The sequence below is a fragment of the Ruegeria sp. CDSA246 genome, from assembly GCF_059611225.1.
Window position 1 is genome coordinate 172,690 of record NZ_JBXWPD010000008.1, and the last position, 25,498, is coordinate 198,187.

Consider the following 25,498-nt stretch of genomic DNA (forward strand, 5'->3'; position numbering starts at 1 on the left):
AGGTCTTTGAAGGGGACTGGTTAATATTTGCCTCTAATTTTTCAAAAATGAACCTATTGTTTCAAAATGCGACGAAGTGATGACGTTCAATTCGAAAACCAGCCTGTTGCAGGACCTGTTCGAAGTCCCTGTGATGCGGAGACGACTCATCAGGCAGCCGAATCCGTTTGCCGGATGTCAGAACCAGTGAAACGCGCACCGAGAAATCCCAGCGCGTGTCGAAGCGGAAATAATCAATGTCCGAACGATCAATTTCGGCCTCTCGGGTGCCGGTAAACCAGCGCAGTTTGTTCTGATCAAGAACCAGCCCTGCGCTGGTGTTCTGTGTGATATCCCAAATAGCCGGTAACGTAGGCAACGCCAATAGCACTACCAGCCACCACGCCGCGTCGAACAGGATCACAAGTGCCAACAAGGCCGCATGGACGCAGATCAGAACACCGACGGTGCGCGGTGCCCGATTCTGACGCGTAAACGTGAATTCCGTCATGCGTTGAGAATGCGCGAGACCATTTCTGTCGTGTCGCGCGACAGGTCAGGCGTTTCTGCGATGCGGGTCAGTTGTGCACGGATCAGGTCCTGACGGTCCGCGTCATAGCGTTTCCATGTCTGGTAGGCCGAACACATCCGCGCCGTGGTCTGCGGGTTGACAGGGTCCAGTTTGATCAGCCAGTCGGCCAGCAACGCATAACCCGCACCATCTGCGCGGTGAAAACCGGCGTGGTTCATCGCCAGTGCACCCATTACCGCCCGGAACCGGTTGGGGTTTTTCCAGTTGAAATCGGCGTGCTCGGTCAGGGTGCGGGCGATGTCTGCCGTGGCCGCTGGCGAGGCCATTCCGACCTGAAGGGCAAACCATTTGTCCATCACCAGACGGTCGTGCTGCCATTGATCGTAGAACGCAGAAAGCTCGGCCTCGCCTTTGCCTGCGCGCAGCAGGCAGGACAGGGCGCTCAGTTGCTGTGTCATGTTGCCAGCCGCCGCGTATTGCTCGGCTGCCATTGCCGCACCATCAAGCCGGGATGTTAGGGCCAGTGCGGCATTGCCAAGCGAACGTTTGCCGGCTTGGTCTGCATCGGGACTGTATGTTGCCTCGATCAAGGTTTCGCTGTGCAAACGCGGTAGCAGGTCCTGGACGTGCTGGGCTGTTGCCTGTCGCAGTGTCTCTACCGCTGTCCAGATCGCCATCGGGTCAGGTGTTTCGCCCCGGTCGGACAACGCGGCCGCCAGCTCGGATTGCGAAGGCAGACCCAGCATCAGGGCGCGATACGCCGGGTCCAAATCGCCGTCGCGGAGAACGGCCAACACCCCGTCCAGGTAATCCGCACCCGGCGTTGCGTCTTCCAGGATCATGCGCAACAGCGTGTCCTGCGCCAAAGACCGTCCCGCCTGCCACCGATTGAAAGGATCGGTGTCGTGGGCCAGAAGGAAGGCGCGTTCGGCGTCGGTGTGATCGTGCTCAAGGATCACAGGGGCCGAGAAATCTCGCAGGATCGAGGCCACAGGTTTTGCCGCCAGCCCGGTGAATTGGAATCTTTGTTGCGCTTCGGTCAGTTCCAGAACCTCGGTTGCGCGCACCTCGTCCCCGTTTTGGCCAAGCAGACCTACAGCGACTGGGATCACTTGCGGCAGCTTTTCGGACTGCCCAGGTGTTTCTTCGGTGTGCTGCGCCAGTGTCAGCGTATATGTGCCGTCATTCCAATCTTCGCTCACTGTTACGCGCGGCGTGCCGGATTGGCTGTACCAGCGCTTGAACTGGCTCAGGTCGCGGCCGGTGGTGTCCTCAAACACCTTGATCCAGTCTTCAATGGTGCAGGCTTGCCCATCGTGACGATCGAAATACAAATCCAAAGCCTTGGTGTAGGCCTCATCACCAACCAGACGTTTCAGCATACCGATGATCTCGGCACCTTTTTCGTAGACGGTGGCGGTGTAGAAGTTGTTGATTTCCTGAAAACTCTCAGGCCGGACGGGATGCGACAAGGGCCCGTTATCCTCGGGGAACTGCCGCGCGCGCAGGTCGATGGCGTCCTCAATCCGCTTTACTGGGGCCGAGCGCATGTCCGAGGTGAACTGCGCATCCCGGAAAACGGTCAGCCCTTCTTTCAGGCACAGTTGGAACCAGTCACGGCAGGTGATCCGGTTGCCGGTCCAGTTGTGGAAATACTCATGCGCGATGATCGCTTCGATCCGTTCAAAATTGGCGTCGGTCGAGGTTTCAGGGCTGGCCAGAACAGCAGATGAGTTGAAGATGTTCAGCCCCTTGTTCTCCATCGCACCCATGTTGAAATCGTCTACGGCCACGATGTTGAACACGTCTAGGTCGTATTCCCGACCATAGACGTCTTCGTCCCACTTCATGGATTTCTTCAGGGCTTCCATACCGAAATCGCATTTGCCTTCGTCACCGGGACGGACCCAGAGGTTCAGCTCCACATCGCGACCCGACATGGTGGTGAACTGGCCGGGATGGGCGATCAGCTCGCCCGCGACCAGCGCGAACAGGTAAGCGGGTTTAGGCCACGGATCGGTCCATTCGGCCCAGCCTTCGCCTTGGCCCGAAGGGTTGCCGTTGGACAGCAGTACAGGAAGGTCGCCGTTGATGCGCACGGTAAAGGTGGACATTACGTCCGGGCGGTCGGGGTAATAGGTTATCTTGCGGAACCCTTCAGCCTCACACTGGGTGCAGTACATGCCGTTCGACATATACAGGCCTTCGAGCGCCGTGTTATTGCCGGGATCGATCTCAACCTCGGCTTCCCAGATAAACGGCGCGTCGGGGGCAGCAACGGTCAGGCCCTTGTCGGTAATCTCGGGGGTGATTTCCGCACCATCAATGGATGCGCGGATCAGCTTGAGGTCCTCACCGTGCAGGAAGAACGTCTTGTCGCTGGCCTCCGGGTTCGGGCGAAATGCGATGCGAGAGGTGACGCGGGTTGCGTGGGCGGCCAAATCGAACGTCAGGTGCACGCTGTCCACCAGATAGCCAAAGGGCGTGTAGTCTTTCAGATAGATCGTCGTGGGGGCAGCGTCGCGCATCAGGGGCCTCGCGTGATTTTGTGTTTGCGCGAACGTATGGGCTGTGGCGGTTGGCTGCAAGCGGTGCGATCCGCGCGCCGGAATGCCTCAAGTCTGATTTTGGTAAGTCTTTTTGACCGCGACGCTGCGACGCACGTTGCCTATCGGAAACTTTCGCCCTAAATGCTGACGGCATACAGTCGTGCACATTCCCGGGAGAAACAAAATGAGCAGCAGACAGGCGCGCAGCGGATTGCAGGTGGATACGGTTCTGGCCGAGTTCATTGAAGGCGAAGCCCTGCCGGGTACAGGTGTCACAGCCGACGCATTCTGGGATGGTCTTGCGCGCATGGTCGCCGAACTGGGCCCCAAGAATCGCGCCTTTCTGGCCAAGCGGCAGGACATTCAGGGCAAGATCGATGCATGGCATCTTGAGCGTCAAGGGCAGGACCACGACGCCGAGGCCTATCAGGCTTTCCTGCGCGAGATCGATTATTTGGTCGAAGAAGGTGCAGATTTCCAGATTGAAACCGTCAATGTCGACCCCGAGATCGCCTCGATCCCCGGACCGCAGCTTGTTGTTCCGATTACCAATGCGCGATTTGCACTGAACGCAGCCAATGCACGTTGGGGCAGTCTGTATGACGCGCTTTATGGAACGGACGCTATGGGTGATTTGCCTGCGGCTGGCGACTACGACGCGGCGCGCGGCGCGCGGGTGATTGCCTGGGCAAAGGGGTTTCTGGATGACGCCGTTCCATTGGCAAATGGCTCGTGGGCGAATGCGCCTGAACTGCGGGTTGAAGAGGGGGCATTGGTGCCCGCACTGACGGACGCTTCGCGATTTGTTGGCTATGGCGGTTCGACTGAGAACCCCGATTTTGTGCTGCTGAAAAACAACGGTCTGCACATCAAGATCGTGATCGACCCGTCCAGCAACATCGGGGCGGCGGATCCTGCTGGCATTTCCGATGTTTATCTGGAATCCGCCCTGTCCACGATCATGGATTGCGAGGACTCGGTTGCGTGTGTCGATGCCGAGGACAAGGTTGTTGCCTATGGCAATTGGCTGGGTCTGATGAAGGGCGACCTGACAGAAGAGGTCGCGAAAGGTGGCAAGACCTTTACCCGTAAACTGGCCCAGGACCTGAGCTTTACTGCAGCATCCGGTGGGGCAGCCAGCCTGAAGGGTCGTTCGCTGATGCTGATCCGCAACGTCGGGCATTTGATGACAAACCCTGCTGTGTTGGATGAACAGGGCAATGAGATCGGCGAAGGGTTGATGGATGCGCTCTGCACGACGCTGATCGCCATGCACGATCTCAAGCGAGACGGCGGAAATTCGGTCCAAGGCTCGGTCTATGTGGTCAAGCCCAAGATGCACGGACCGGCAGAAGTCGCGTTCTCGGTCGAGATTTTTGACATGGTCGAAGACATCCTTGGCCTGCCGCGCAATACCGTGAAGCTGGGCATCATGGATGAAGAGCGCCGCACGTCGGTCAACCTCAAGGAATGCATCCGCGCTGCGAAATCGCGGGTGGCTTTCATCAACACCGGTTTTCTTGACCGGACTGGGGATGAGATTCACACCTCGATCGAAGCTGGGCCAATGCTGCCCAAGGGCGACATCAAGAACACGCCGTGGATTGCGTCTTATGAAGATCGCAACGTAGATACTGGTTTGGCCTGCGGTCTGAAGGGCAAGGCGCAGATTGGTAAGGGCATGTGGGCGATGCCCGACCGGATGGGTGATATGCTGGAGCAGAAGATCGGCCACCCGAAATCCGGCGCGACGTGCGCCTGGGTGCCGTCGCCGACAGCTGCGACATTGCACGCGACGCATTATCACAAGGTTGACGTGCTGGCCCGCCAGGATGAACTGGCTGCCGGTGGCGCGCGGGGGACGCTGGGGGATTTGCTGACCATTCCGTTGCTGGGCGGTCGAAACCTCAGCGAGAACGAGATCACCCGCGAGATCGAGAACAACGCGCAGGGCATTCTTGGATACGTGGTGCGTTGGGTTGATCAGGGGGTTGGCTGTTCGAAGGTGCCGGATATCAACGATGTCGGCCTGATGGAGGATCGCGCGACATGCCGGATTTCATCTCAGGCGCTGGCCAACTGGTTGCACCATGAAGTTGCCTCGGAAGGGCAGGTCATGGCTGCTATGCAAAAAATGGCCGCAGTGGTGGATCGCCAGAACGAAAACGACGCAGACTATCGCCCGTTGGCACCCGGTTTCGACGGAATTGCTTTCCAAGCGGCCTGTGATCTGGTCTTCAAGGGGCGTGTGCAACCCTCGGGCTATACCGAGCCGGTCCTGCATGCTCGCCGTCTGGAACTGAAAGCCAGCCTTTAAACGATCAGGAACGATAGGACACGACATGGGAGTTTCCCTCCGCAAAGCCCGCACCATCATCCGAAAGACCCTTGAGAAGGGGCACGAATTGGAGCTGAAACCCCTTTCTGTCGTCGTTCTTGATGCAGGCGGTCATGTGATCGCTTTCGAACGCGAAGACGACGCGGCCCCGGGTCGGTTCGCGATTGCGCATGGCAAGGCCAATGGCGCAGTGATGCTGGGCATGGCGGGCACCGCGCAGATGCAGCGGGCCGAAGCGCAGGCCTATTTCATGGCAGCGGTGAATGGCGTCTATGGTGGGCAGGTCGTGCCGGTTCCGGGTGGTGTGTTGCTGCGCGACAAAAAGGGCGCGGTGATCGGTGCGGTCGGCGTAACCGGCGATACGTCTGACAATGATGCCGCAGCGGCATTGGCCGGGATCGAAACCGCTGGCTTGATTGGCGAGATCTGAACCTGATGACTGGCGGAGAGCCTTTTGGGCTCTCTGACCCAATGCGATGTTCGTGCAACGCCACAAAAACGGGCAATGGCCAAAGTACCAGACAAAGCGCGTTCATATTCCATCATGTGCACAGTTGAACAAGAGCTTGCGCTGACACGCAGGGCCTGTGCTATTGCGCGCTGTTCTTGCCGTCGATAGTTTTTGGAAAACAAACAGAAAACGCAGGAACGCAGCATGTCTCGACCCGTCGTCGGTATCATCGGCAACTCGTATTTGATGAATGATCAATATCCGACCCATGCCGGTGGGACGATGAACTCGGACGCGGTTGCCAATGTGTCGGACTGTCTGCCGCTGCTGATCCCAGCCGATCCGCGCTATGTCTCGGTTGATGAGCTGCTAGAGGTCTGTGACGGATTTCTGCTGACCGGCGGGCGCCCGAACGTTCACCCTGAAGAATACGGCGAGCCCGCAACTGAGGCCCATGGTGAATTTGACCGGGCGCGCGACGCGATCACATTGCCGCTGGTGCGCGCCTGTGTGGAGCGTGGCCAGCCCTTCTTTGGCATCTGCCGAGGGTTCCAAGAAGTCAACGTGGCGATGGGCGGGACACTGTACCCGGAAATCCGCGAGCTGCCGGGTCGGATGAACCACCGCATGCCGCCCGATGGGACCCTGGAAGAGAAATTTGCCCTGCGTCATGTCGTTGCGCTAAACGAGGGCGGTGTATTCCACCGCCTGATGGGCGCGACCGAAGTGATGACAAACACGTTGCACGGGCAGGGGATCAAATCGGTTGGGCGTCGGGTTGTGATTGATGGTCAAGCCCCCGATGGAACGCCCGAGGCGATATACATTCAGGACGCGCCCGGATTCACGTTGTCAGTGCAATGGCACCCGGAATGGGATGCTGAAAATGATCCCGTGTCCCGCCCTTTATTCAAGGCGTTCGGTGCTGCTGTACATGCATGGGCAACCGGTTCGGATAGGGCGTTGGTCCAACAATCCGCGTAACTCCTGCGCCGATCCGAGAGAGAGGGTCCGGACCGGCGCAGCGCGATCAAACCAGCAGATTGAACTGATTGATCAAAGGCAGGGTGCGCGCGCGCTCACCCGTCAAGTCGAACAGGGCATTGCCGAGCGCGGGCATGGACGGGGGTGTCCCCGGTTCGCCAACGCCACCCATGTGGTGGTTGGTTTCCAGAATTTCCACCTGGGTCACCGGAGCATTGTGGATCCGCAGAGCGTCGTAGTCGGGGAAATTGTACTGTTTGACCTCTCCGTCCGAAAATGTGATCTCACCCATCACGGCTGCCGACAAGCCATAGATCATGCCACCGAACATCTGCGCCTCGACTGTGCCGGGGTCCAGGGCCAGACCCACGTCACAGGCGATCCATGCCTTGGCGATACGGATAGTGCCGTCCTCATCGACGACCTCAATCACTTGTGCAACAGGGGTGCCAAAGCTGTAGGTCATCGCCACACCGCGCCCGACACCATCAGGGGTTTCTCCGGTCCAGCCGGACATCTCTTTCACGGCTTGTAGGCAGCCTGCCGATGGAGCGTGCTCGGCCTTGGCCAATTCCAAACGGAACTCCAGCGGATCTCGTCCTGCGGCATGGGCCATCTCATCCATGAAGGTCTCGTGGAAGAAGCCATTGTGGCTGTTCCCGACCGAGCGCCAGAAACCGACCGGAATATCCAGATCTGCGATGTGCCCGCTCATGCGGTAGTTTGGCACCGCGTAAGGTTGGTTAAAAAACCCTTCGACCAGCACTTTGTCAGGGCCGCCAGCCGGCAGGCCGGTATAGCGCTGAACCGCTTGTTGCGTGCAGGATTGCGCCGCGACCTTGCCGTCAATCAGAACGGCCTGACCGTCTTTCACTGCGCCGCGCATGCGGGCCATCGCGCCAGGGCGGTAATAGTCGTGGCGCATATCCTCTTCACGGCTCCAGGTGGTCTGGACGGGGACGCCGGGCATGGCCATTGCGACCTTTGTGGCGATCTCGCCGAAGTCCAGCTCGCCCCGGCGGCCAAACCCTCCGCCCAGATAGGTGGTGTGGATCTGAACGGCCTCTTTATCCAGGTTGGCGGTATTGGCCGCGCGTATCTGAATAAGTGTCGGTGCCTGGTTGCCGCACCACAACTCCAGCGCCGAGCCTGTGAAAAGCGCGGTGGCGTTCATCGGCTCCATTGTTGCGTGGGCCAGATAGGGCACCGTGTATTCAGCCGTGACCTCGGTGGCACCGTCGGGCAGGGTGTCCACATCCCCATCATCACGCATTGTCGAATTGGGTGACGCGTCGAAAGCCTTCGCGATTTCCGCAAATACAGCGTCGGTTTCCGGTGGGTAGGGCGCATCGCCCCAGTCCACGTCAATTGCCTCGACCGCCTGAATGGCCAGCCACGTGTTGCTGGCAATCACAGCCACGCCATTGCCCAGATCAACCACCTTTTCCACGCCCGACATCTGCTCGGCTGCGCTGGCATCAAAGCCCTTCATCTCGCCGCCCAGTTTGGGATTGATGCGGACCGAGGCAAATTTCAGACCCTCGGGGCGCACATCAATGCCGAATTCGGCTGTTCCGGTGGATTTTCCGACCACATCAACGCGCGGCAGGTTCCGCCCGAGCAAACGCCAGTTGGACGGATCACGCAGCTCGACCTGCGGAGGTTCGATCTGACCCGCGGCTTCCGCCAGTTCGGTGTACGGAATGCGAGTTCCATCAGGCGCAATCACTGCGCCTTTTTCGGTTTTCAGTTCGGAACGATCCACGCCCAGCCGATCGGCTGCCGCCTGCTTCAACGTTTCGCGTGCGGTCGCTCCGGCCTCGCGCATACGCTCGAACCCGTCCTTCATCGAAGTCGACCCGCCAGTGACCTGCAAGCTCAGCGTTCGGCCAAGAACGCCCAGAGCCTCACCGAGATTGTGCTGGAAGTCAGAGATGTCATAGCCCTTGTTCGGCAACCCTTCACCAACAAGTGCCGAGTTATAGTAGGCCGCAGCCGCTGGCCCATGTAAAACGCGGATCTGGTCCAGTTCCACGTCCAGCTCTTCGGCGATCAATGCCGCCCACGTGGTCATCACGCCCTGTCCCATCTCGGCTCGCGGGGCGAATAGAGTGACGCCTTGCTGGTCGATTAGAACAAAGGGGCTGAGTGCGGTTTCGCCCTCTGCTGGTTTCAGCGGATTGGCGGCCGGGCGGCTGACGTAGTAAGCGCCAAAGGCCACGCCCCCGACAATCGCTGCTGAGCCGATCAAGAAAGTACGACGGAGGATTTTTCCAACGGATGCCATCGTTTATGCCTCCTTCAGCTTGGATGCAGCGTCGTGGATAGCTGCGCGGATGCGGGGGTAGGTGCCACAGCGACACAGGTTGCCTTGCATGGCATCATCGATTTCTGTGTCTGAAGGTGCAGGGTTTTCTGCCAACAGAGCGGCAGCCTGCATGATCTGGCCTGACTGGCAGTAACCACATTGCGCTACCTGATGATCCACCCAGGCCTGTTGAATTGCAGCCATCGCGTCCGGCGTGCCAATCCCTTCAATCGTGGTAACATCCCCCCAGACATCTGACAGCGCAACCTGGCATGACCGAACTGCTTCGCCATCAATGTGCACTGTGCACGCCCCGCAGGCAGCAACGCCGCAGCCGAATTTGGTGCCCGTCAGTCCGACTTCATCACGCAGAACCCAAAGAAGGGGTACGTCATCGGGAAGGTCGATTTGGTGTTGGTTTCCGTTGATCTTCAAGTCGGTCGCCATGGCGCACCTCTCGTAGCTGTGGCTGGTTTCTGACATAATTGGTGGAAAATGTCAGTATGTCAATTGACAAAATAAACAGAAAATGTCACGAGTTTAAGAATGGCAGATGCAGCAGAAGACTCACGGCAGCAGGCGATCCTGAACTCAGCCTTTCAGGCCTTCGCCACCTATGGATTCCGAAAAACCTCAATGGATGACATAGCGCGGGGCGCGAGGATGTCCCGGCCGGCCGTTTATCTGCATTTCAAGAACAAAGAAGCGATCGTCACCAGCCTGACCGAGCATTACTATGCCGAGAAGATCGCCGCCGTCGCTGCGGCGCTGACTGTGTCGGGTTCGGTTTCGGACGTGTTGAAGGATGCCGTTCAAGCGCAAACCGAGGGGATGGCAATGATCCTTGCATCGCCCCACGGGCTTGAAATGCTGGATGCGACCAAGTCCATGTCGTCAGATATCATTTCGCAAGGCGAGGCTGAATTGGCCCGACTGTATTCCGAGTGGTTGACACGCGAACATAAAGCCGGGCGCGTCAGATTACTGGCGGATGCCGACGAGACGGGCAAAACGATAACGGCTACTCTTAAGGGGCTGAAGGCAAGCGCCATTGGCGCAGAGGAATACGAAACGCGTGTTGCCCAGTTTGCCGCACTGATAGGAGCTGGGTTAGAGGTCAGGTAACATGCTGGCGCACCTTGTATTCTGGCGCGTCCCACAGCCGGTTCTGCATGATATCGGTCAGGATTTCGGCCGCGTTTTCCACATCCTGTTCATCTATGTATAGCGGCGTAAAGCCAAACCGCATGATGTCAGGCGCCCGGAAGTCCCCGATCACGCCGCGCGCAATCAGGGCCTGCATAGCGGCATAGCCATCGGCAAATCGGAAAGACACCTGACTGCCGCGCTGGGCGGGATTGCGTGGGCTTGCCAGTTGCAGGTCGGGGCAGGTGGCTTCGACCCGTTTGATGAACAGCTCTGTTAGCTCAGTTGACTTGGCTCGGACGTCCCGTATGTCGGCCATATCCCAAATGTCCATCGCAGCCGACAAGGCAGTCATCTGAAGGATAGGAGGGGTTCCGACGCGCATTCTCTCGATGCCATTTCCGGCGCGGTAATCCAGATCAAAGGCAAAAGGCGCTTCGTGGCCCAACCACCCAGACAATGCGGGGCGTACCTGATCCGTCAGACGTGGGGAGACATAGATGAATGCGGGCGCTCCGGGGCCACCATTCAGGTATTTGTAGGTACAGCCAACCGCGAAATCTGCATTACACCCCGCCAGATCGACGGGAATTCCACCAGCTGAATGGGCCAGGTCCCAAACCGTAATAGTGCCGTTTGCATGGGCCAGTTCCGTCAGTGCCTTCATGTCATGCATCCGGCCCGAGCGATAATCTACCTCGGTCAGCATCAGAACGGCGACATCTTCGGTCACATTGGCCGCGACATCTTCTGGCGCGACAACGCGCAATTCATATTCCGGCCCGAGCGAGCGCAGCAGGCCATCCACCATATATAAATCGGATGGGAAATTACCGCTGTCTGACAGAACGACCTTGCGATCCGGGCACAGTTCCAGCGCCGAGGCGACGGCCTGATAGACTTTGATCGACAGAGTGTCGCCGGTAACGACACTACCGGGTTCAGCGCCAATAAGCCGCCCGACACGATCACCCAAACTGGTCGGCAACGCCATCCAACCGGCCTTGTTCCAGCCGGTGATCAGCATCTGCCCCCATTCCTGAACCATCATGTCATTAACCCGAACTCCGGCCGCTCGGGGAAGCGGTCCAAGCGAGTTGCCGTCCAAATAAACGACGCCTTGGGGAAGGTTGAACATGGCTTTGGTCGCGGCAAAGTCGGTCATCGTTTTCTCATCATTGTGTGGGCAATTGTTGATGCAAAATGGCTATCTGATCCAAAAGCAGCTGTCCATCATCGAAGGACCTCTCTGCAACCATGTCCGGACGCGAGCCGATTGCACGGCTGCGACCAACTGTGATTTTGCTTTTTCCAGCGAAAAGCGGTAGGTCATCGGACAAAAGCGACATTTTGTCCCGCCCGGATATGAAAGACTGCCTGACATGCGAAAAATCGACGTCCCTCCGGTGTGGTTGCTGGGCTTTGCGGTGCTGGCATGGCTGCAGGCGCGGCATATGCCGATGGGGCTGTCGCTCGACAATGGGTTTGTTGATTTGCTCAGCGGCGTGCTGATCGGTGGCGGTGTCATCATGATCGTTCTGGCCGCAGCCGAATTTCGCCGTCATCGCACCACGATTATCCCGCATGAAACGCCGACATCGCTGGTGCAATCGGGGATATTTAAGCGTAGCCGAAACCCCATATACGTTGGCGATGTGCTGATCTTGTCCGGCCTGATACTAAGGTTTGATGCGGTTGCATCACTGGTTCTGATTCCGATTTTCGTGTGGCTTTTGGAACGTCGTTTCATCATGCCCGAAGAGGACCGTTTACGCAGAACTTTTCGCGCCGACTTTGCCCGATATGAACGCCAAACCCGCCGATGGATATGAAGTGATGTGGTAATGACACAACGTAAATATGCTGCGCTTGCGAAATAATGTTGCGCAGGATACACCTTTGCTTAACAAACAATACCGACCACCCGCTCGGTCAGAGTGAAAATTAGGGGGACTGCCAGTGAAGATAGGCACACCGAGAGAGAATTATGACGGTGAGAACCGTGTTGGGATGACGCCGGAGTCAGCGTTGCAGCTTCAGAAATTGGGCTATGAGTGTCTGATTGAGAAGGGTGCTGGTGCTGCGGCCGGGTTTTCGGATGCGTCGTATGAGGCAGCGGGGGTTGAGGTCGTCAAGACGGCTGCGTCGCTGTGGAAGCAGGCCGACATTGTTGCCAAGGTGCGTCAACCGAACGAGGCTGAGCTGAAGCGTCTGACCAAGGGTAAGACGTTGATTTCCTTCTTCAACCCTGCGGGGAACGAAGAGGGGATGGAAGCGGCCAAGGCCAAGGGTGCCAATGTCATCGCCATGGAAATGGTGCCGCGGATCAGCCGCGCGCAGAAGATGGACGCGCTGTCGTCGATGGCCAATATCGCCGGTTACCGCGCGGTGATCGAGGCGGGCAACAACTTTGGCCGTTTTTTCACCGGTCAGGTGACGGCTGCCGGTAAGGTTCCGCCTGCGAAGGTGCTGATCGTTGGGGCCGGTGTGGCTGGCCTGGCGGCCATCGGCACCTCGACCTCTCTGGGCGCGATCACTTACGCGTTCGACGTGCGCCCCGAAGTGGCCGAACAGGTCGAATCGATGGGGGCCGAGTTCGTCTATCTGGATTTCAGTGAGGATCAGCAGGACGGTGCCGCCACCGGCGGTTATGCCAGCGTTCAATCCGAGGAATTCCGCGAGGCGCAGCTGGCCAAGTTCCGCGAGCTGGCACCCGAGATAGACATCGTGATCACCACCGCGCTGATCCCGAACCGCGAAGCGCCCGAGCTTTGGACCAAGGATATGGTTGAGGCGATGAAGCCGGGCTCGGTCATTGTTGACCTTGCGGCGGAAAAGGGCGGCAACTGCAAGCTGACCGTGGCGGATGAGAAGATCGTGACCGACAATGGCGTGACCATCATCGGCTATACCGACTTCCCCAGCCGGATGGCGGCGCAGTCCTCGTCTTTGTACGCGACCAATATCCGTCACATGATGACCGACCTGACGCCTGAAAAGGACGGTCAGATCAATCACGACATGGAAGATGACGTGATCCGCGGTGCGACTGTGACATTTGAAGGCGACATCACCTTCCCGCCGCCGCCGCCTAAAGTGCAGGCGATCGCGGCTCAGAAGAAACCGGAAGTCAAGGAACTGACCCCGGAAGAGAAAAAGGCGCAGGAAATTGCGGCCTTCAAGGCGCAGACCAAGCAGCAGTTCACCCTGCTGGGTGTCGGTGGCGCGCTGATGCTGCTGGTGGGGCTGATCGCTCCGGCCAGCTTCATGCAGCACTTCATCGTCTTTGTGCTGGCCATTTTTGTGGGCTTCCAGGTGATCTGGGGCGTCGCGCACAGCCTGCACACACCGCTGATGGCGATCACCAACGCGATCTCGTCGATCATCATCGTTGGGGCTGTGATGCAGATCGGATCGGGGTCGATCCTGGTCATTCTGCTGGCGGCGCTGTCCATCTTCATGGCCGGGATCAACATCTTCGGCGGCTTCCTCGTAACCCGGCGCATGCTCGCCATGTTCCAGAAATCTTAAGGAGGCCGGGCACATGGAATTTGGCTTCACTACTGCCGCCTACGTTGTTGCGGCTGTTCTGTTCATCCTTTCGCTCGGCGGCCTGTCGAACCAGGAAAGCGCCAAGCGCGCGGTCTGGTATGGCATCGTCGGTATGGCGCTGGCGGTCTTCGCCACGCTGGTCGGCCCCGGTTCCGGTCTGTGGCTGCTGTCGCTGCTGTTGATCGCGGGCGGTGGTCTGATCGGTCAGTACGTCGCACAGCGCGTGCAGATGACCGAGATGCCGCAGCTGGTGGCCGCGATGCACTCGCTGGTCGGTCTGGCGGCTGTGTTCGTCGGATACAACGCGCATTTTGAAGTTCTGAACGTCGCCGAGGTGATGGCGGTCTCGGATGCATCGAAAGAAGTTCTGTACACGGGTCTCGGAGGATTTGCCAAACTGATCGCCAAGAAAACCCCGGCGGAATTGTCGATCCTGCATGTCGAACTGTTCCTGGGCGTCTTCATCGGTGCGATCACCTTTACCGGCTCGGTCGTGGCTTATGGCAAGCTGGCGGGCAAGGTGACGTCTGCGGCAACCAAGCTGCCAGGCGGTCATGCGTTGAACGCGGCAGCGGCGGGTCTCTCGTTGATCTGTCTGATCTGGTACACTGCATCGGGCGGCTTCTTCCCGCTGTTCCTGATGACGCTGGCAGCGCTGTTCATCGGCTATCACCTGATCATGGGCATCGGCGGCGCCGACATGCCGGTGGTTGTGTCGATGCTGAACAGCTACTCGGGCTGGGCAGCTGCGGCAATCGGCTTCAGCCTCGGCAACGACCTGCTGATCGTGGTTGGCGCGCTGGTGGGCTCGTCGGGTGCGATCCTGTCCTACATCATGTGCAAGGCGATGAACCGTCACTTTGTCAGTGTGATCCTGGGCGGCTTTGGCGGCCCACAGGGTGAACAGATGGCGGTTGAGGGCGAGCAGATCGCCATCGAAGCCGACGGTGTGGCTGCGGCCTTGAACGACGCTGACAGCGTTGTCATCATCCCCGGCTACGGCATGGCGGTGGCGCAGGCACAGCAATCGGTCAGCGAACTGGTCCGCAAGCTGCGGGCACAGGGCAAGAATGTGCGCTTTGCGATCCACCCGGTTGCGGGTCGTCTGCCTGGCCACATGAACGTGCTGCTGGCCGAGGCAAAGGTGCCATACGACATCGTGCTGGAAATGGACGAGATCAACGACGACTTCCCCGAAACGGATGTGGCCATCGTCATCGGCTCGAACGACATCGTGAACCCAGCGGCGCAGGAAGACCCGAACAGCCCCATCGCCGGCATGCCGGTTCTGGAATGCTGGAAGGCCAAGCAGGTCTTCGTGTCCAAACGCGGCCAGGGCACCGGGTACTCGGGCATCGAAAACCCGCTGTTCTTCAAAGAAAACACCCGCATGTTCTATGGCGATGCAAAGGCAAGCCTCGACAAACTACTGCCTATGATCGAATAAGCCGGGTCAGGATAACTATCGGAAAGGCGCCCCAGTGGGCGCCTTTTCTGTTTTTGGTGTATCCTGAATTGAAAAGGAGGTGCCCGATGGAAAAAGTGAACGGCATAGGCGGCGTGTTCTTTCGCGCTCGTGATCCCGAGGCCTTGAGCGCGTGGTACGAAAAGCACCTGGGCGTAAATCACTATGTCCCAGAGCCATGGAAACAGCGCGAGGGTTACACAGTCTTCGCCCCCTTTGCGCAGGACACCGCGTACTTCGGAAGATCCGAGCAGCAGTGGATGATCAATTTTCGTGTCGATGATCTGGCCACCATGATTGCACAGCTTGAAGCCGCAGGGATCAAGGTTGAAACTAACGCAGAGTGGGACAGTGAGGTTGGCAAGTTCGCGCGCATCCATGACCCTGAGGGCAACCCGATCGAGCTGTGGCAGCCAAATCAATGAGATAGCGGGTTTGTATACCGTAGTATCCTTGTAAGTATATGAAATAAAAAGAGAATTGATGATTTTTATAGGTGTCGTATAGTGCCTCGGACGAAACGGAGCCCAAGATGACGCCGATAGATGACCATCCGCTGCGCTATGCGCTGGCCAATGAATTGCACGCCCGTCCGTTTCCGGTGGCGGCAATGCCCTGTACTGTGGTCTTTCTTGCGATCAAGAAATCTGTCGCCGCCGTCGCACGGGATCGCCGCGAAGATCTGGACCACCTGATCGATCTTCTCGACCGCCACGGTGCACAGCATCCGCAGCCGGACGCCACGCACTATGCCGGACAAATCGGCCGCCATTGGTTGAAGTGGGAACAACATACCGAGTTCGTGACCTATACGGCCATCGCCCAGAACGTCAGCGAGCGTGCGTTCAACCCGGCTGATTTTGAGGTTTTTCCCCCCGACTGGTTGATGGCCAGCCCCGGTCAGAGGGTCACGTCGGCCATGGTGCGTGTTGTCGAACGCGAAGGCGACGAGGTGATCAAATCCAAGCTGCTGGATTGGTTCGAACCAGAAAGCCTGGCTGTTGCTCGGGTGCTGGATGACGCAGCTGTTTGCGCAAGTGATTTTCGTATCGATCCGGCAGGGCACATGCGGTTTGCGCTGTTTGTCGCGAATGGCACCGGTCGGCGCAGGACGGGACGGATCGTCCAGCGGTTGTGTGAGATCGAGACCTACAAGGCAATGTCCATGCTGGGTTTTGCGCGGGTCAAACAACTGATGCCTCGCATCGGAAAGCTGGATGAAAAGCTGACTCGACTGATGGGGCAGATGACCGACAATTCTGCCCAGCCCGACGAATTGCTTCAGGATTTGCTGTCGACCTCGATCGAACTGGAAACTCTGGCCGCGCAGTGTTCGTTTCGGTTCGGAGCCACGGGTGCCTATGAGGCCATCGTAAATCAGCGGATTGAGGTCCTGCGCGAAGAGCGTTTTGAAGGCGGTCAGAATTTTGCGGACTTCATGATGCGCCGATACGACCCGGCGATCCGCACGGTGAAATCCACGGAACGTCGCCTGCAAGCCCTGTCTGATCGGGCCATCCGTGCAGGGGAATTGCTGCGAACCCGTGTCGATGTTGAGCGCAGCGCGCAGAACCAGGCCCTGTTGGAAAGCATGGATCGCCGCGCCGATCTGGCGCTGCGTCTGCAGCACACGGTCGAGGGGCTTTCCGTGGTCGCGATCAGCTATTACGCCGTATCGCTGGTCAGCTATCTGCTCTACCCCCTGACAGGTGTCGGGATCAGTAAAGGGATGTTAAGCGCAGCGGTGACGATTCCGGTTGTCCTGGCGGTATGGTTTGCCGTTCGCAGGATTCGAAAGCGGTTGGGGTAGATCCGTATTTGCCTTTGGACCCGCGCGCTGTACAACAAACGCGTTTGACACCTGGGTCGGGGAATTCTCTGTGATTGGAATCGTGTCGGCGTGGCGGGCAGTGGCCGCCATGTTCATATTGAATGGCGCATTGTTCGGCATCTGGGCATCGCGAATTCCAGCGGTTCGGGACAAACTGGACCTGACGCATGAGACGCTGGGATATGGCCTTTTGTTCATGGCGGCGGGCGCTGTGTGTTCTTTTCCGATCACGGGCCGGCTGACCGACAGGTTCGGAGCGGTGGTCCTGACGCGGTACATTGCCGTTTTTTACACGGTTTCCTTGATCCTTCTGGCCCTCGCGGGTGGCTTCTGGTCGCTTGCGGCTTTTTTATTTGTATTCGGGGCTTTCCATGGCTCGATGGATGTAGCGATGAACGCCTGGGCGGCGGAGGTTGAGCAGGCGTACACGAAACCCGTGATGTCATCCTTCCACGCGATGTGGAGCCTTGGGGCAGGGTTGGGCGCCCTCAGCGGATTTGCTGCGGTGCAAGTGGGGCTGACGGTGATCCAACATTTTCTACTGGCAGGCGGGATCGTCGTTGGGCTGGCATTGGCACTGGCTTGGGTGCGGTGGGAATCGCGCCGCGCGGCTGTGTCCGGAGGCAAGGTTTTTGCATTACCTTCAGGCGTATTGATCCTTGTGGGCTTCACCGCTTTGTGCGGAGCTTTGGGGGAAGGTGCTGTGGCGGATTGGAGTGCGATTTTCCTACGGGATGTGACCGACGCCGCCGAAAGCATTGCGGCCCTGGGTTATGCGGTATTCTCCGTGGCCATGGTTGCTTTCCGCTTGGCAGGCGGGTTTGTCATTGCGCGCTTTGGACCGGTCGTGACAGCGCGATTTGGCGGGGCTTGCGCCGCTTTGGGTGTGTTCTGTGTTGTGTCCGCTGCCGAGGCAGGGTTGGCATTGGTAGGTTTTGCGATGATGGGGATCGGGTACGCGGTGATCATGCCGTTGGCGTTCAGCCGGGCGGCAAGTGATCCCAGCGTACCGCCGGGGCAGGCGATCGCCAGCGTCGCCACGCTGGGGTACGGAGGCCTGTTGATTGGCCCACCGCTTATTGGGTTTCTCGCAGAGATGCTTACATTGCGCATAGCATTCACGGCGCTGTTGCCGCTGGCCGTATTCATTGTCCTGTTGGCGGGTTCGTTGCGACCCGCCGAAACAGATTGAAGTCATGGCGGAGCCATAGCAGAGCAGCAGGCCGGAAAACCAACAGTTAGGAGACCAACATGCCGATCAAAAACCGGTTCGCCGAGTTGCAGGGTGAAATCACCGAGTGGCGACGCGATATTCATGAAAACCCGGAAATCCTGTTTGAAACCCACCGCACCAGTGCCCTGGTCACCGACAGGTTGCGGGACTTTGGCTGTGATGAAGTGGTGACAGGTATCGGCCGAACCGGAGTTGTCGGCGTGATCAAGGGCAAGACGGACACAAGCGGCAAGGTGATCGGGCTACGGGCGGATATGGATGCGCTGCCGATCCACGAGGCGACCGGGCTGGACTATGCCTCAAAAACCGATGGCGCGATGCATGCCTGTGGGCATGACGGGCATACGGCCATGCTGTTGGGGGCCGCGAAATACCTGTCCGAGACGCGCAATTTTGACGGCACCGTGGTTGTGATCTTCCAGCCCGCTGAAGAAGGCGGCGGTGGCGGGCGCGAGATGTGCGAAGACGGCATGATGGACCGCTGGGGCATTCAAGAGGTCTACGGCATGCACAATTGGCCCGGCCGCCCGGTGGGCAGTTTCGCCATTCGGCCTGGGGCCTTTTTTGCGGCTACAGATCAGTTCGACATCACTTTCGAAGGCAAAGGCGGGCACGCCGCCAAGCCTCATGAAACGGTCGACACCACTGTGATGGCGGCTCAGGCTGTCTTGGCGCTGCAGACCATTGCATCGCGCAATGCTGACCCGATTGATCGTCTTGTGGTCTCGGTCACGTCGTTTGAGACATCGTCAAACGCGTTCAATGTGATCCCCCAATCGGTGAAGATCAAAGGGACCGTGCGCACGATGAGCAAGGAAATGCGCGACTTGGCTGAAAAGCGCGTTCAGGAAATCTGCGCAGGTATCGCCACCACTTTTGGTGGTCAGGCCGAGGTGACCTATTATCGAGGCTATCCGGTGATGGTGAACAGCGACGAGCAGACCGATTTTGCCGCGGATGTCGCGCGCTCGGTGTCTGGAAACTGTGACGAAGCGCCCTTGATCATGGGCGGTGAGGATTTTGCCTTTATGCTGGAAGAACGGCCCGGAGCGTACATCCTGGTTGGCAACGGCGACACAGCTGCTGTGCATCATCCTGAATACAATTTTAACGACGAAGCTATTCCGGCTGGATGCAGTTGGTGGGCCGGGATCGTGGAACAACGGATGCCCGCGGCCTGATAAAGAGGTGGTGAGCGCGAGGGACCAGCCCCTCGCGCTCACCGGGTTATTTTTGGCTTGAAGGTGGACCCTTACTGCGTCAGGCGAGGTTGAGTGTCTCGCACAAGGTGTTGATCACATCGTCCAACGCGGATTTCTGGAGATTTACGCAGGATTTCGCACCAGCCTGCGCTTTGTCCAGCGCGGTGTCGTCTGACAACAAATTTGCAACGGCATCCGCGAGTTGCGGGGCGGAGTTGACCTCGGCCGCGCCACCGCTTTCGATTAGTGGCGCGAAGGTTTCAGAAAAATTGAAGTACCCCGGACCAGTGATCACAGCGGCACCGGCCTGTGCGGGCTCAAACGGGTTGTGACCGCCGATTTCCTTGAGCGAGCCGCCCAGGAACACAATAGGGCACAATGCGTACCATGTGCCGGTTTCGCCCAGTGTGTCAGCGACGTAAACTTGAGTCTGAGGCGCGATCTTGTTGCCCTTGGTTCGGAAAGCAGCGGACTGTCCGGCGGACTCCAGCAGACTTGCAACCTCTGACCGTCGTTCGGGATGCCGGGGGATCAGCAGGAGCAGCAGATCGGGCCAGCGCTGCAACAGCTTGGCATGCGCGTCCAGAACCGTTTCCTCCTCACCTGCATGGGTCGAACTGGCGATCCAGACCGGGCGGTCGGCGATCTGAGCGCGGATATCGCCCAGCGTTGTCTGATCGACCGGCAGCGGGTCCGACATCGCCTTGAGGTTGGTGCCGGGCTGTACCCGATCGGAGCGTGCGCCCATGTCGACTAGATTTGCTGCCGTCTTGTCATTCTGGGTTAGGAACAGTGTAAAATGGTCCAGAATAAATCGCGCGGTTTGGGGTCGCTTCTTCCACCCATCGACCGAGCGATCCGAAAGGCGCGCGTTGAGCAGCGCCAGCGGAACCTCGCGCCGGGATGCTTCGACAATTAGGCGCGGCCAGATTTCACTTTCGACGAAGACACCGGCGTCTGGGTGCCAGTGATCCAAAAACCGCTTCACCGGTCCGGCTGTGTCCAGTGGTGGGTATTGGTGGCGTGCGCGCGGTGGCATTCGTTTTTCGATCAGCGCGGCCGAAGTTGGGGTTCCGGAGGTAATCAGAAACTCAGCCTTGGGCAGGCGTTCGCCCAGACGCTTGATGAGACTGATGACCGACAGAGTTTCGCCAACGCTGGCGGCGTGGAACCAGATCAGCTGCCCATCCGGGCGGGTTTGCGTGGCGTGGCCAAGGCGTTCCTGCTGGCGCGTTTCCGGAACGCCCGCCGCCCGCAGCTTGTTGCGAACCGTGCGCCATGCCAGCGGGGCGGCAACGGAAGTCAGGCCGCAATACAGCTTGTACAGCAGCGTTGGCTGGTCGGGGTTGTTTGGCACTTTAGCCGCCCGTGTGGCTCATGTGGCGGCTCATCTGGCCGTCGACCGCCTGACGGGAATAGTCGAAATCATGCCCTTTGGGCTTGAGGGTGATCGCGGACCTGATTGCCTCTTCCAATGATTTATCACTGTCGGGATGATCGCGCAGCGGCGCGCGCAGGTCGGCCATATCCTCTTGCCCAAGGCACATGTACAGCTCACCGGTGCAGGTCAGGCGCACGCGGTTGCAGCTTTCGCAGAAGTTATGCGACAGCGGTGTGATAAAGCCGATTTTCTGGCCCGTATCCTCAAGCCGTACATAACGCGCAGGTCCACCGGTACGTTCGGCCAGATCCGTCACGGAATAGTGGTTTTCATATTCCTTGCGCACATCTTCGAGAGACCAGTATTGGTCCAGGCGGTCTTCGTTTCCTATATCACCCATGGGCATGACCTCAATCCAGGTCAGATCCATGTCACGCTCGGCACACCATTCGGTGATCTTTGGCAATTCGGGTTCATTGAACCCTTTCAAGGCGACCGCATTGATCTTTACCCGCAGACCCGCTTTCTGCGCGGCGTCGATCCCGTTCAGCACCTGCTTGAGGCGTCCCCAACGGGTGACCTTGGCAAATTTGTCTTCGTCCAGCGTATCCAGCGATACGTTCACGCGACGAACACCGGCAGCGTAGAGATCATCGGCAAATCTGTGCAGTTGCGAGCCATTGGTGGTCAGCGTCAGCTCTTTCAGGGCGCCGCTGTCTAGATGACGGGTCATCGAATTGAAAAACGTCATGATATTGCGGCGCACCAGTGGCTCGCCGCCAGTAATGCGCAGCTTTTCCACGCCCATGTTCACAAAGGTCGAGCACATGCGGTCAAGTTCTTCCAGTGTCAGCAGGTCTTTCTTTGGCAGAAAGGTCATGTCCTCGGACATGCAATAGACACAGCGGAAATCGCAGCGATCCGTAACGGAAACGCGGAGATAGGTGATGGCACGTGCGAACGGGTCGATAAGCGGAGCTGTCATGCGACATAGGTAAAGCTGCAACCGCCCTCCGACAAGGGCGAACTGCGCTTTGCGCTGGAACAGATGCACGCAGGGGGTTAGGTTTGCGTCATGAGATATGCGCTTTTGGCTTTTTGTGTTCTGGTAGCGGGATGTGACACCGTGCGGTCGACCACCGATCGTGTCTTTGGTGGTGACAAGCCCCCTGAAGAGGCAGAACCCGCCGTTGTAGAAGAGGTGGTCGAGCCGCAGCCTGTCGCGGTAGCCGCCACTGGTTGGGTTGGTCCAAAAACCACGATTGCCGGTCTGGGAGACCCCACAACACCCGGCCGTTGGCTGGAAACGTCTTTAGTGGAGACTGAATTCACCGGGCGCGTGGTTGTACCGCGGACGGGCGCGCAGGCCTATATCACGCTGATTCCGGCATCCGGGCCAACCGGGGGCGGCAGCCGCCTTTCGCTGGATGCGATGCGGGCCCTGCTGCTGCCATTTGATGAACTGGTTGAGCTGGAAGTTTATTCCAACTGACCTTTCAAATACTTGCCGGCCTCTTTTCGCGCAAATGGCTTCATCGCGTCGCCGCGTGTTTTCAAAAAGGCGATGACCCGGTCCGGGTCGTGCTTGGACAATTCGCGCAGCCACCAAGCGACGGCTTTTTGGATGAACCAGTCGCGGTCGGGCACATAGCCTGCAGCCCAGCCCAGAATGCGGTCTCGGCGTTGCAGGTCTTCCGGTTTGGGGTGGTTCTGTTTGGTCCAGGGCAGGGTCGCCACCAGCGCCGCGCGCCTGGTCCACATGTGGTCCGATTTTGTCCAGCTTTCCACCTGATCCAGCCGCGAAGGGTCGGCTGACAGGCGCTTTTGCATCGCCATGCAGGCGTGATCCGCCACGGCCCAGGCATCAAAATCCGGCAACCAGCTTTGCAGCAGGTCCCAAACGGTATCATCCGGTCGGATGCGCGCCTGTGTCAGCAGTTTTGCGGCGGCAAGACGTCCTTCGTGAATATTGGTTTGCCACAGCGCATCTGCGAGTTCGACGCGCGCTGCCAAATCCAACTCCTGTCGCCAGGTTTTGGTCAGATCATTCAGGATCGGGTTTGCCACGCCCAGATGGGGGCGGTCGGCCTTGTGGTAGGCCGCCATTTGTTCGGCGCGCTCGGGATCGGAATGGGCTTTGATCTGGTCCAGATAGGCTTCAATCATCAATAAACTCAGGGTCGGGTGCGCGTGGGTTTGCCATCAATGGTCTGATGGTTCTTTTCAACCCAGTAGGATTGGATCTGCTCGTCGGACTTGCCATCGACCCATTTCTGCATCGTGTCGCGTTCGGACTGATATTCCATGAACGGCACGGCATAGCCGCACGAAGTCTGGACCACATCGATATCCAGATCATAGATCTGACGCGCACTACGGTGATCGGGGAACAGGCCAGCCAATTCATCCCAGCCCTCATCCGCCACATGCAGCGTGCGCGCGGTGCCATACGTTCTCAGGATCATGGGGCGGGTCGTGAACGAACACCACATCAGCGTCATGCGGTTCGCTTCAAGCAGATGACCGGCGGTTTCGTTGCCGCTGCCGGTCAGGTTCATCCAGGCAATCCGGTTCGGGCCAAGAACGCGCAGCGAATCCATGCCCTTGGGCGAGATGTTGACCCGTCCGTTGGGTGCCGCAGTGCCGACGAAGAACATGTGCTGTTCTTCGATGAATTTACGCTGCCCGTCGTCCAGTTCCGGAAATTGCTTGGCCATGTCTCACTCCACTGTAACCGATTTTGCCAGGTTGCGCGGCTGGTCTACATCCGTGCCTTTGGCCACCGCCGTGTGATAGGCCAGCAGTTGCGCCGGGACCGAGTAGAGGATCGGCGCCAGGCTGGGGTGGACATGCGGCATCCGGATGATGCTCCAGACGCCATCTTCAGCCTCGGCAATCCCGTCATCGTCCGAGACCAGAATGACCTTGCCCTTGCGCGCCATCACCTCTTGCATGTTCGACACCGTTTTGTCGAACACGGCGTCGCGCGGGGCCATGACCACCACAGGCATATTCTTGTCGATCAGGGCGATCGGTCCGTGCTTCAGCTCACCCGAAGCATAACCTTCGGCGTGGATATAGCTGATTTCCTTGAGCTTCAGCGCCCCCTCCATCGCCAGCGGATACATCAGGCCGCGACCCAGGAACAGAACGTCGCGGGCTTCGGACAGGCGTTGTGCGGACGTCTTGATGGCAGGATTCTGATCCAGCGCTGCATTCATCACCGTTGGCAGGCCGCGTAGCGCAGCATAGTGGTCGGCCAGCTCGTCGTCGGTCAGCGTACCACGATCCGCAGCCGCCTTGAGCGCCATCATCAGCAGAACGCTCAGTTGACACGTGAACGCCTTGGTCGAAGCCACGCCGATCTCAACGCCTGCATGGATGGGCAGGGCGATATCGCTTTCGCGGGCGATCGAACTTTCGGGGACGTTGACGACCGAGACGATTTTGTCCGCCTTGCCTTCGCAATAGCGCAGTGCCGCCAGAGTGTCGGCAGTTTCACCCGACTGACTGACGAACAGCGCCATCGTGCGCCCCGTGATCGGAGGTTCGCGATAGCGGAACTCGCTGGCGATATCGACCTCGACGGGCATTTGGGCCAATTGCTCGAACCAGTACTTCGCCGTCAGGCAGGCGTAAAATGCGGTACCGCAGGCCACCATGGTCAAACGATCCAGTTTGGTGAAATCCAGATCGGCGCCAGGCAGAACTACCTGATCACCACCACTTGGCAGGTATGACCGGATCGCGTCGGCAATCACGATGGGTTGTTCGGCAATTTCCTTGGCCATGAAGTGTTTATGGCCGTTCTTTTCGGTCTGTGTGTGGTCCAGTTTGATCTGGCGAGTCTCGCGATTAGCCAATTCACCGGCTTCGTTGCGGATTTCCAGAGAGGTTCGGGTCAGAACAGCCCGGTCGCCTTCCTCAAGATAGGTGATGCGATCCGTAAGCGGGGCCAGCGCAATGGCGTCTGAGCCCACGTACATCTCACCATCTCCGTGACCGATAGCCAAAGGTGATCCCTTGCGCGCGGCGACGATCAGATCGTCCTGACCGTCGAACAGAAAGGCCAGCGCAAACGCACCAACGAGCTGATCGATGGTCTTGAAGGCGGCCTCAACCGGCGACAGGCCTGTCTTCAGGTAATACTCCGTCATCAGGGCGACGGTTTCGGTGTCCGTCTCGGTCGCGAAACCGATGCCATGTTCGGCCAGTTCTGCCCGCAACTCACGATAGTTTTCGACGATACCATTATGAACAACCGCCACAGGGCCGGCCTGATGCGGGTGCGCGTTGGTCACCGACGGTACGCCATGGGTAGCCCAACGGGTATGACCAATACCGGATTTACCGGGCAGCGGGTCGTGCACCAGCAGATCGCTTAGGTTGACCAGCTTGCCGACCGCCCGACGACGTCCAAGCGTACCACCATTGACCGTGGCAATTCCGGCGCTGTCATAGCCACGATATTCAAGACGTTTTAGCGCCTCGACCAAAGTTGGCGCGGCCTCATGCTCACCCAGTACACCTACAATTCCACACATAA

The 25,498-nt window shown here is 58.7% G+C and carries 22 protein-coding genes; 12 read left to right on the forward strand and 10 right to left on the reverse strand.

The window, feature by feature from the left end:
- Positions 1-61: 61 nt before the first annotated feature.
- Both AC2FI9_RS12380 and pepN read right to left on the reverse strand, forming a co-directional pair.
- A complete protein-coding gene (locus AC2FI9_RS12380; protein ID WP_496767985.1) occupies positions 62-490 on the reverse strand; it encodes a hypothetical protein in 429 nt (142 codons plus the stop codon).
- Positions 487-3,039, reverse strand: a complete 2,553-nt coding sequence (gene pepN / locus AC2FI9_RS12385) for an aminopeptidase N (protein WP_496767987.1) — start codon at positions 3,037-3,039, stop codon at positions 487-489. The genes AC2FI9_RS12380 and pepN overlap by 4 nt, the downstream gene beginning before the upstream one ends.
- A 205-nt stretch (positions 3,040-3,244) precedes the next feature.
- Between pepN and AC2FI9_RS12390 the strand changes: the two genes are divergently transcribed.
- From AC2FI9_RS12390 to AC2FI9_RS12400, 3 genes are all read left to right on the forward strand, one after another.
- Positions 3,245-5,377 (forward strand): malate synthase G, encoded by a 2,133-nt coding sequence (locus AC2FI9_RS12390; protein ID WP_496767989.1) that lies wholly within the window; start codon positions 3,245-3,247, stop codon positions 5,375-5,377.
- 25 nt (positions 5,378-5,402) lie between these two features.
- Entirely contained in the window at positions 5,403-5,828 is a 426-nt protein-coding gene (locus AC2FI9_RS12395) for a GlcG/HbpS family heme-binding protein (RefSeq protein WP_496767991.1), read from the forward strand.
- Between the two features lie 225 nt (positions 5,829-6,053).
- A complete protein-coding gene (locus tag AC2FI9_RS12400; RefSeq protein WP_496704586.1) occupies positions 6,054-6,833 on the forward strand; it encodes a gamma-glutamyl-gamma-aminobutyrate hydrolase family protein in 780 nt (259 codons plus the stop codon).
- A gap of 46 nt (positions 6,834-6,879) precedes the next feature.
- Here AC2FI9_RS12400 and AC2FI9_RS12405 read toward each other — a convergent pair whose 3' ends face one another.
- Positions 6,880-9,120: a xanthine dehydrogenase family protein molybdopterin-binding subunit gene (locus AC2FI9_RS12405; protein ID WP_496767993.1), complete on the reverse strand. Its 2,241-nt coding sequence runs from the start codon at positions 9,118-9,120 to the stop codon at positions 6,880-6,882.
- A gap of 3 nt (positions 9,121-9,123) precedes the next feature.
- The gene (locus AC2FI9_RS12410) at positions 9,124-9,588 is read right to left on the reverse strand and encodes a (2Fe-2S)-binding protein (RefSeq protein ID WP_480793332.1); all 465 of its coding nucleotides are present in this window, start codon (positions 9,586-9,588) and stop codon (positions 9,124-9,126) included.
- Positions 9,589-9,687: 99 nt separating this feature from the next.
- Here AC2FI9_RS12410 and AC2FI9_RS12415 point away from each other — a divergent pair, with 99 nt between their 5' ends.
- Entirely contained in the window at positions 9,688-10,266 is a 579-nt protein-coding gene (locus tag AC2FI9_RS12415) for a TetR/AcrR family transcriptional regulator (RefSeq protein WP_496767996.1), read from the forward strand.
- On the opposite strand, the gene kynU is transcribed toward AC2FI9_RS12415, so the two are convergent.
- Positions 10,259-11,452 (reverse strand): kynureninase, encoded by a 1,194-nt coding sequence (kynU, locus tag AC2FI9_RS12420; RefSeq protein WP_496767998.1) that lies wholly within the window; start codon positions 11,450-11,452, stop codon positions 10,259-10,261. The two genes, AC2FI9_RS12415 and kynU, sit on opposite strands and share 8 nt — an antisense overlap.
- Before the next feature lie 217 nt (positions 11,453-11,669).
- Here kynU and AC2FI9_RS12425 point away from each other — a divergent pair, with 217 nt between their 5' ends.
- The 7 genes from AC2FI9_RS12425 to AC2FI9_RS12455 all read left to right on the forward strand — a co-directional run bounded on the left by AC2FI9_RS12425 (position 11,670) and on the right by AC2FI9_RS12455 (position 19,550).
- Positions 11,670-12,119, forward strand: a complete 450-nt coding sequence (locus tag AC2FI9_RS12425; protein ID WP_496768000.1) for a methyltransferase family protein — start codon at positions 11,670-11,672, stop codon at positions 12,117-12,119.
- 127 nt (positions 12,120-12,246) lie between these two features.
- Entirely contained in the window at positions 12,247-13,818 is a 1,572-nt protein-coding gene (locus tag AC2FI9_RS12430) for a Re/Si-specific NAD(P)(+) transhydrogenase subunit alpha (RefSeq protein ID WP_496768002.1), read from the forward strand.
- A gap of 13 nt (positions 13,819-13,831) precedes the next feature.
- On the forward strand, positions 13,832-15,286 hold the full coding sequence (locus AC2FI9_RS12435; protein WP_108862192.1) for an NAD(P)(+) transhydrogenase (Re/Si-specific) subunit beta: 1,455 nt from the start codon (positions 13,832-13,834) through the stop codon (positions 15,284-15,286).
- 86 nt (positions 15,287-15,372) lie between these two features.
- Positions 15,373-15,729, forward strand: a complete 357-nt coding sequence (locus AC2FI9_RS12440) for a VOC family protein (protein WP_496768004.1) — start codon at positions 15,373-15,375, stop codon at positions 15,727-15,729.
- A gap of 107 nt (positions 15,730-15,836) precedes the next feature.
- On the forward strand, positions 15,837-17,114 hold the full coding sequence (locus AC2FI9_RS12445; RefSeq protein WP_496768006.1) for a DUF3422 family protein: 1,278 nt from the start codon (positions 15,837-15,839) through the stop codon (positions 17,112-17,114).
- A gap of 70 nt (positions 17,115-17,184) precedes the next feature.
- A complete protein-coding gene (locus AC2FI9_RS12450; RefSeq protein WP_496768008.1) occupies positions 17,185-18,327 on the forward strand; it encodes an MFS transporter in 1,143 nt (380 codons plus the stop codon).
- A 59-nt stretch (positions 18,328-18,386) separates the two neighbouring features.
- Positions 18,387-19,550, forward strand: a complete 1,164-nt coding sequence (locus AC2FI9_RS12455; RefSeq protein ID WP_496768011.1) for a M20 aminoacylase family protein — start codon at positions 18,387-18,389, stop codon at positions 19,548-19,550.
- 79 nt (positions 19,551-19,629) lie between these two features.
- Here AC2FI9_RS12455 and AC2FI9_RS12460 read toward each other — a convergent pair whose 3' ends face one another.
- Complete coding sequence (locus tag AC2FI9_RS12460) at positions 19,630-20,928, reverse strand: 3-deoxy-D-manno-octulosonic acid transferase (protein ID WP_496768013.1); 1,299 nt, start codon at positions 20,926-20,928, stop codon at positions 19,630-19,632.
- A 1-nt stretch (position 20,929) separates the two neighbouring features.
- Positions 20,930-21,937: a GTP 3',8-cyclase MoaA gene (gene moaA / locus AC2FI9_RS12465; RefSeq protein WP_109310462.1), complete on the reverse strand. Its 1,008-nt coding sequence runs from the start codon at positions 21,935-21,937 to the stop codon at positions 20,930-20,932.
- Between the two features lie 90 nt (positions 21,938-22,027).
- Here moaA and AC2FI9_RS12470 point away from each other — a divergent pair, with 90 nt between their 5' ends.
- Positions 22,028-22,444 (forward strand): hypothetical protein, encoded by a 417-nt coding sequence (locus tag AC2FI9_RS12470; RefSeq protein ID WP_496738010.1) that lies wholly within the window; start codon positions 22,028-22,030, stop codon positions 22,442-22,444.
- Here AC2FI9_RS12470 and AC2FI9_RS12475 read toward each other — a convergent pair.
- Genes AC2FI9_RS12475 through glmS form a run of 3 tightly spaced genes read right to left on the reverse strand, consistent with a single transcriptional unit; the run spans position 22,432 to position 25,496 of the window.
- Positions 22,432-23,118 (reverse strand): DNA alkylation repair protein, encoded by a 687-nt coding sequence (locus AC2FI9_RS12475; RefSeq protein ID WP_496768015.1) that lies wholly within the window; start codon positions 23,116-23,118, stop codon positions 22,432-22,434. The two genes, AC2FI9_RS12470 and AC2FI9_RS12475, sit on opposite strands and share 13 nt — an antisense overlap.
- An 8-nt stretch (positions 23,119-23,126) precedes the next feature.
- Complete coding sequence (locus tag AC2FI9_RS12480; RefSeq protein ID WP_496768016.1) at positions 23,127-23,669, reverse strand: pyridoxamine 5'-phosphate oxidase family protein; 543 nt, start codon at positions 23,667-23,669, stop codon at positions 23,127-23,129.
- Between the two features lie 3 nt (positions 23,670-23,672).
- Positions 23,673-25,496 carry a glutamine--fructose-6-phosphate transaminase (isomerizing) gene (gene glmS, locus AC2FI9_RS12485; protein ID WP_496754938.1) on the reverse strand — a complete coding sequence of 608 codons (1,824 nt, stop codon included), beginning with the start codon at positions 25,494-25,496 and terminating at the stop codon, positions 23,673-23,675.
- Positions 25,497-25,498 lie beyond the last annotated feature (2 nt).

Bases quoted from the DNA above. Each gene is read 5' to 3' on its own strand.
- AC2FI9_RS12410 (WP_480793332.1), bottom strand. From the start codon at position 9,588: ATGGCGACCGACTTGAAGATCAACGGAAACCAACACCAAATCGACCTT.
- AC2FI9_RS12415 (WP_496767996.1), top strand. From the start codon at position 9,688: ATGGCAGATGCAGCAGAAGACTCACGGCAGCAGGCGATCCTGAACTCA.
- AC2FI9_RS12470 (WP_496738010.1), top strand. From the start codon at position 22,028: ATGAGATATGCGCTTTTGGCTTTTTGTGTTCTGGTAGCGGGATGTGAC.
- pepN (WP_496767987.1), bottom strand. From the start codon at position 3,039: ATGCGCGACGCTGCCCCCACGACGATCTATCTGAAAGACTACACGCCC.
- AC2FI9_RS12435 (WP_108862192.1), top strand. From the start codon at position 13,832: ATGGAATTTGGCTTCACTACTGCCGCCTACGTTGTTGCGGCTGTTCTG.
- AC2FI9_RS12400 (WP_496704586.1), top strand. From the start codon at position 6,054: ATGTCTCGACCCGTCGTCGGTATCATCGGCAACTCGTATTTGATGAAT.
- AC2FI9_RS12390 (WP_496767989.1), top strand. From the start codon at position 3,245: ATGAGCAGCAGACAGGCGCGCAGCGGATTGCAGGTGGATACGGTTCTG.
- kynU (WP_496767998.1), bottom strand. From the start codon at position 11,452: ATGACCGACTTTGCCGCGACCAAAGCCATGTTCAACCTTCCCCAAGGC.
- AC2FI9_RS12395 (WP_496767991.1), top strand. From the start codon at position 5,403: ATGGGAGTTTCCCTCCGCAAAGCCCGCACCATCATCCGAAAGACCCTT.
- AC2FI9_RS12455 (WP_496768011.1), top strand. From the start codon at position 18,387: ATGCCGATCAAAAACCGGTTCGCCGAGTTGCAGGGTGAAATCACCGAG.
- moaA (WP_109310462.1), bottom strand. From the start codon at position 21,937: ATGACAGCTCCGCTTATCGACCCGTTCGCACGTGCCATCACCTATCTC.
- AC2FI9_RS12425 (WP_496768000.1), top strand. From the start codon at position 11,670: ATGCGAAAAATCGACGTCCCTCCGGTGTGGTTGCTGGGCTTTGCGGTG.
- AC2FI9_RS12475 (WP_496768015.1), bottom strand. From the start codon at position 23,118: ATGATTGAAGCCTATCTGGACCAGATCAAAGCCCATTCCGATCCCGAG.
- AC2FI9_RS12405 (WP_496767993.1), bottom strand. From the start codon at position 9,120: ATGGCATCCGTTGGAAAAATCCTCCGTCGTACTTTCTTGATCGGCTCA.
- AC2FI9_RS12440 (WP_496768004.1), top strand. From the start codon at position 15,373: ATGGAAAAAGTGAACGGCATAGGCGGCGTGTTCTTTCGCGCTCGTGAT.
- AC2FI9_RS12445 (WP_496768006.1), top strand. From the start codon at position 15,837: ATGACGCCGATAGATGACCATCCGCTGCGCTATGCGCTGGCCAATGAA.
- glmS (WP_496754938.1), bottom strand. From the start codon at position 25,496: ATGTGTGGAATTGTAGGTGTACTGGGTGAGCATGAGGCCGCGCCAACT.
- AC2FI9_RS12480 (WP_496768016.1), bottom strand. From the start codon at position 23,669: ATGGCCAAGCAATTTCCGGAACTGGACGACGGGCAGCGTAAATTCATC.
- AC2FI9_RS12380 (WP_496767985.1), bottom strand. From the start codon at position 490: ATGACGGAATTCACGTTTACGCGTCAGAATCGGGCACCGCGCACCGTC.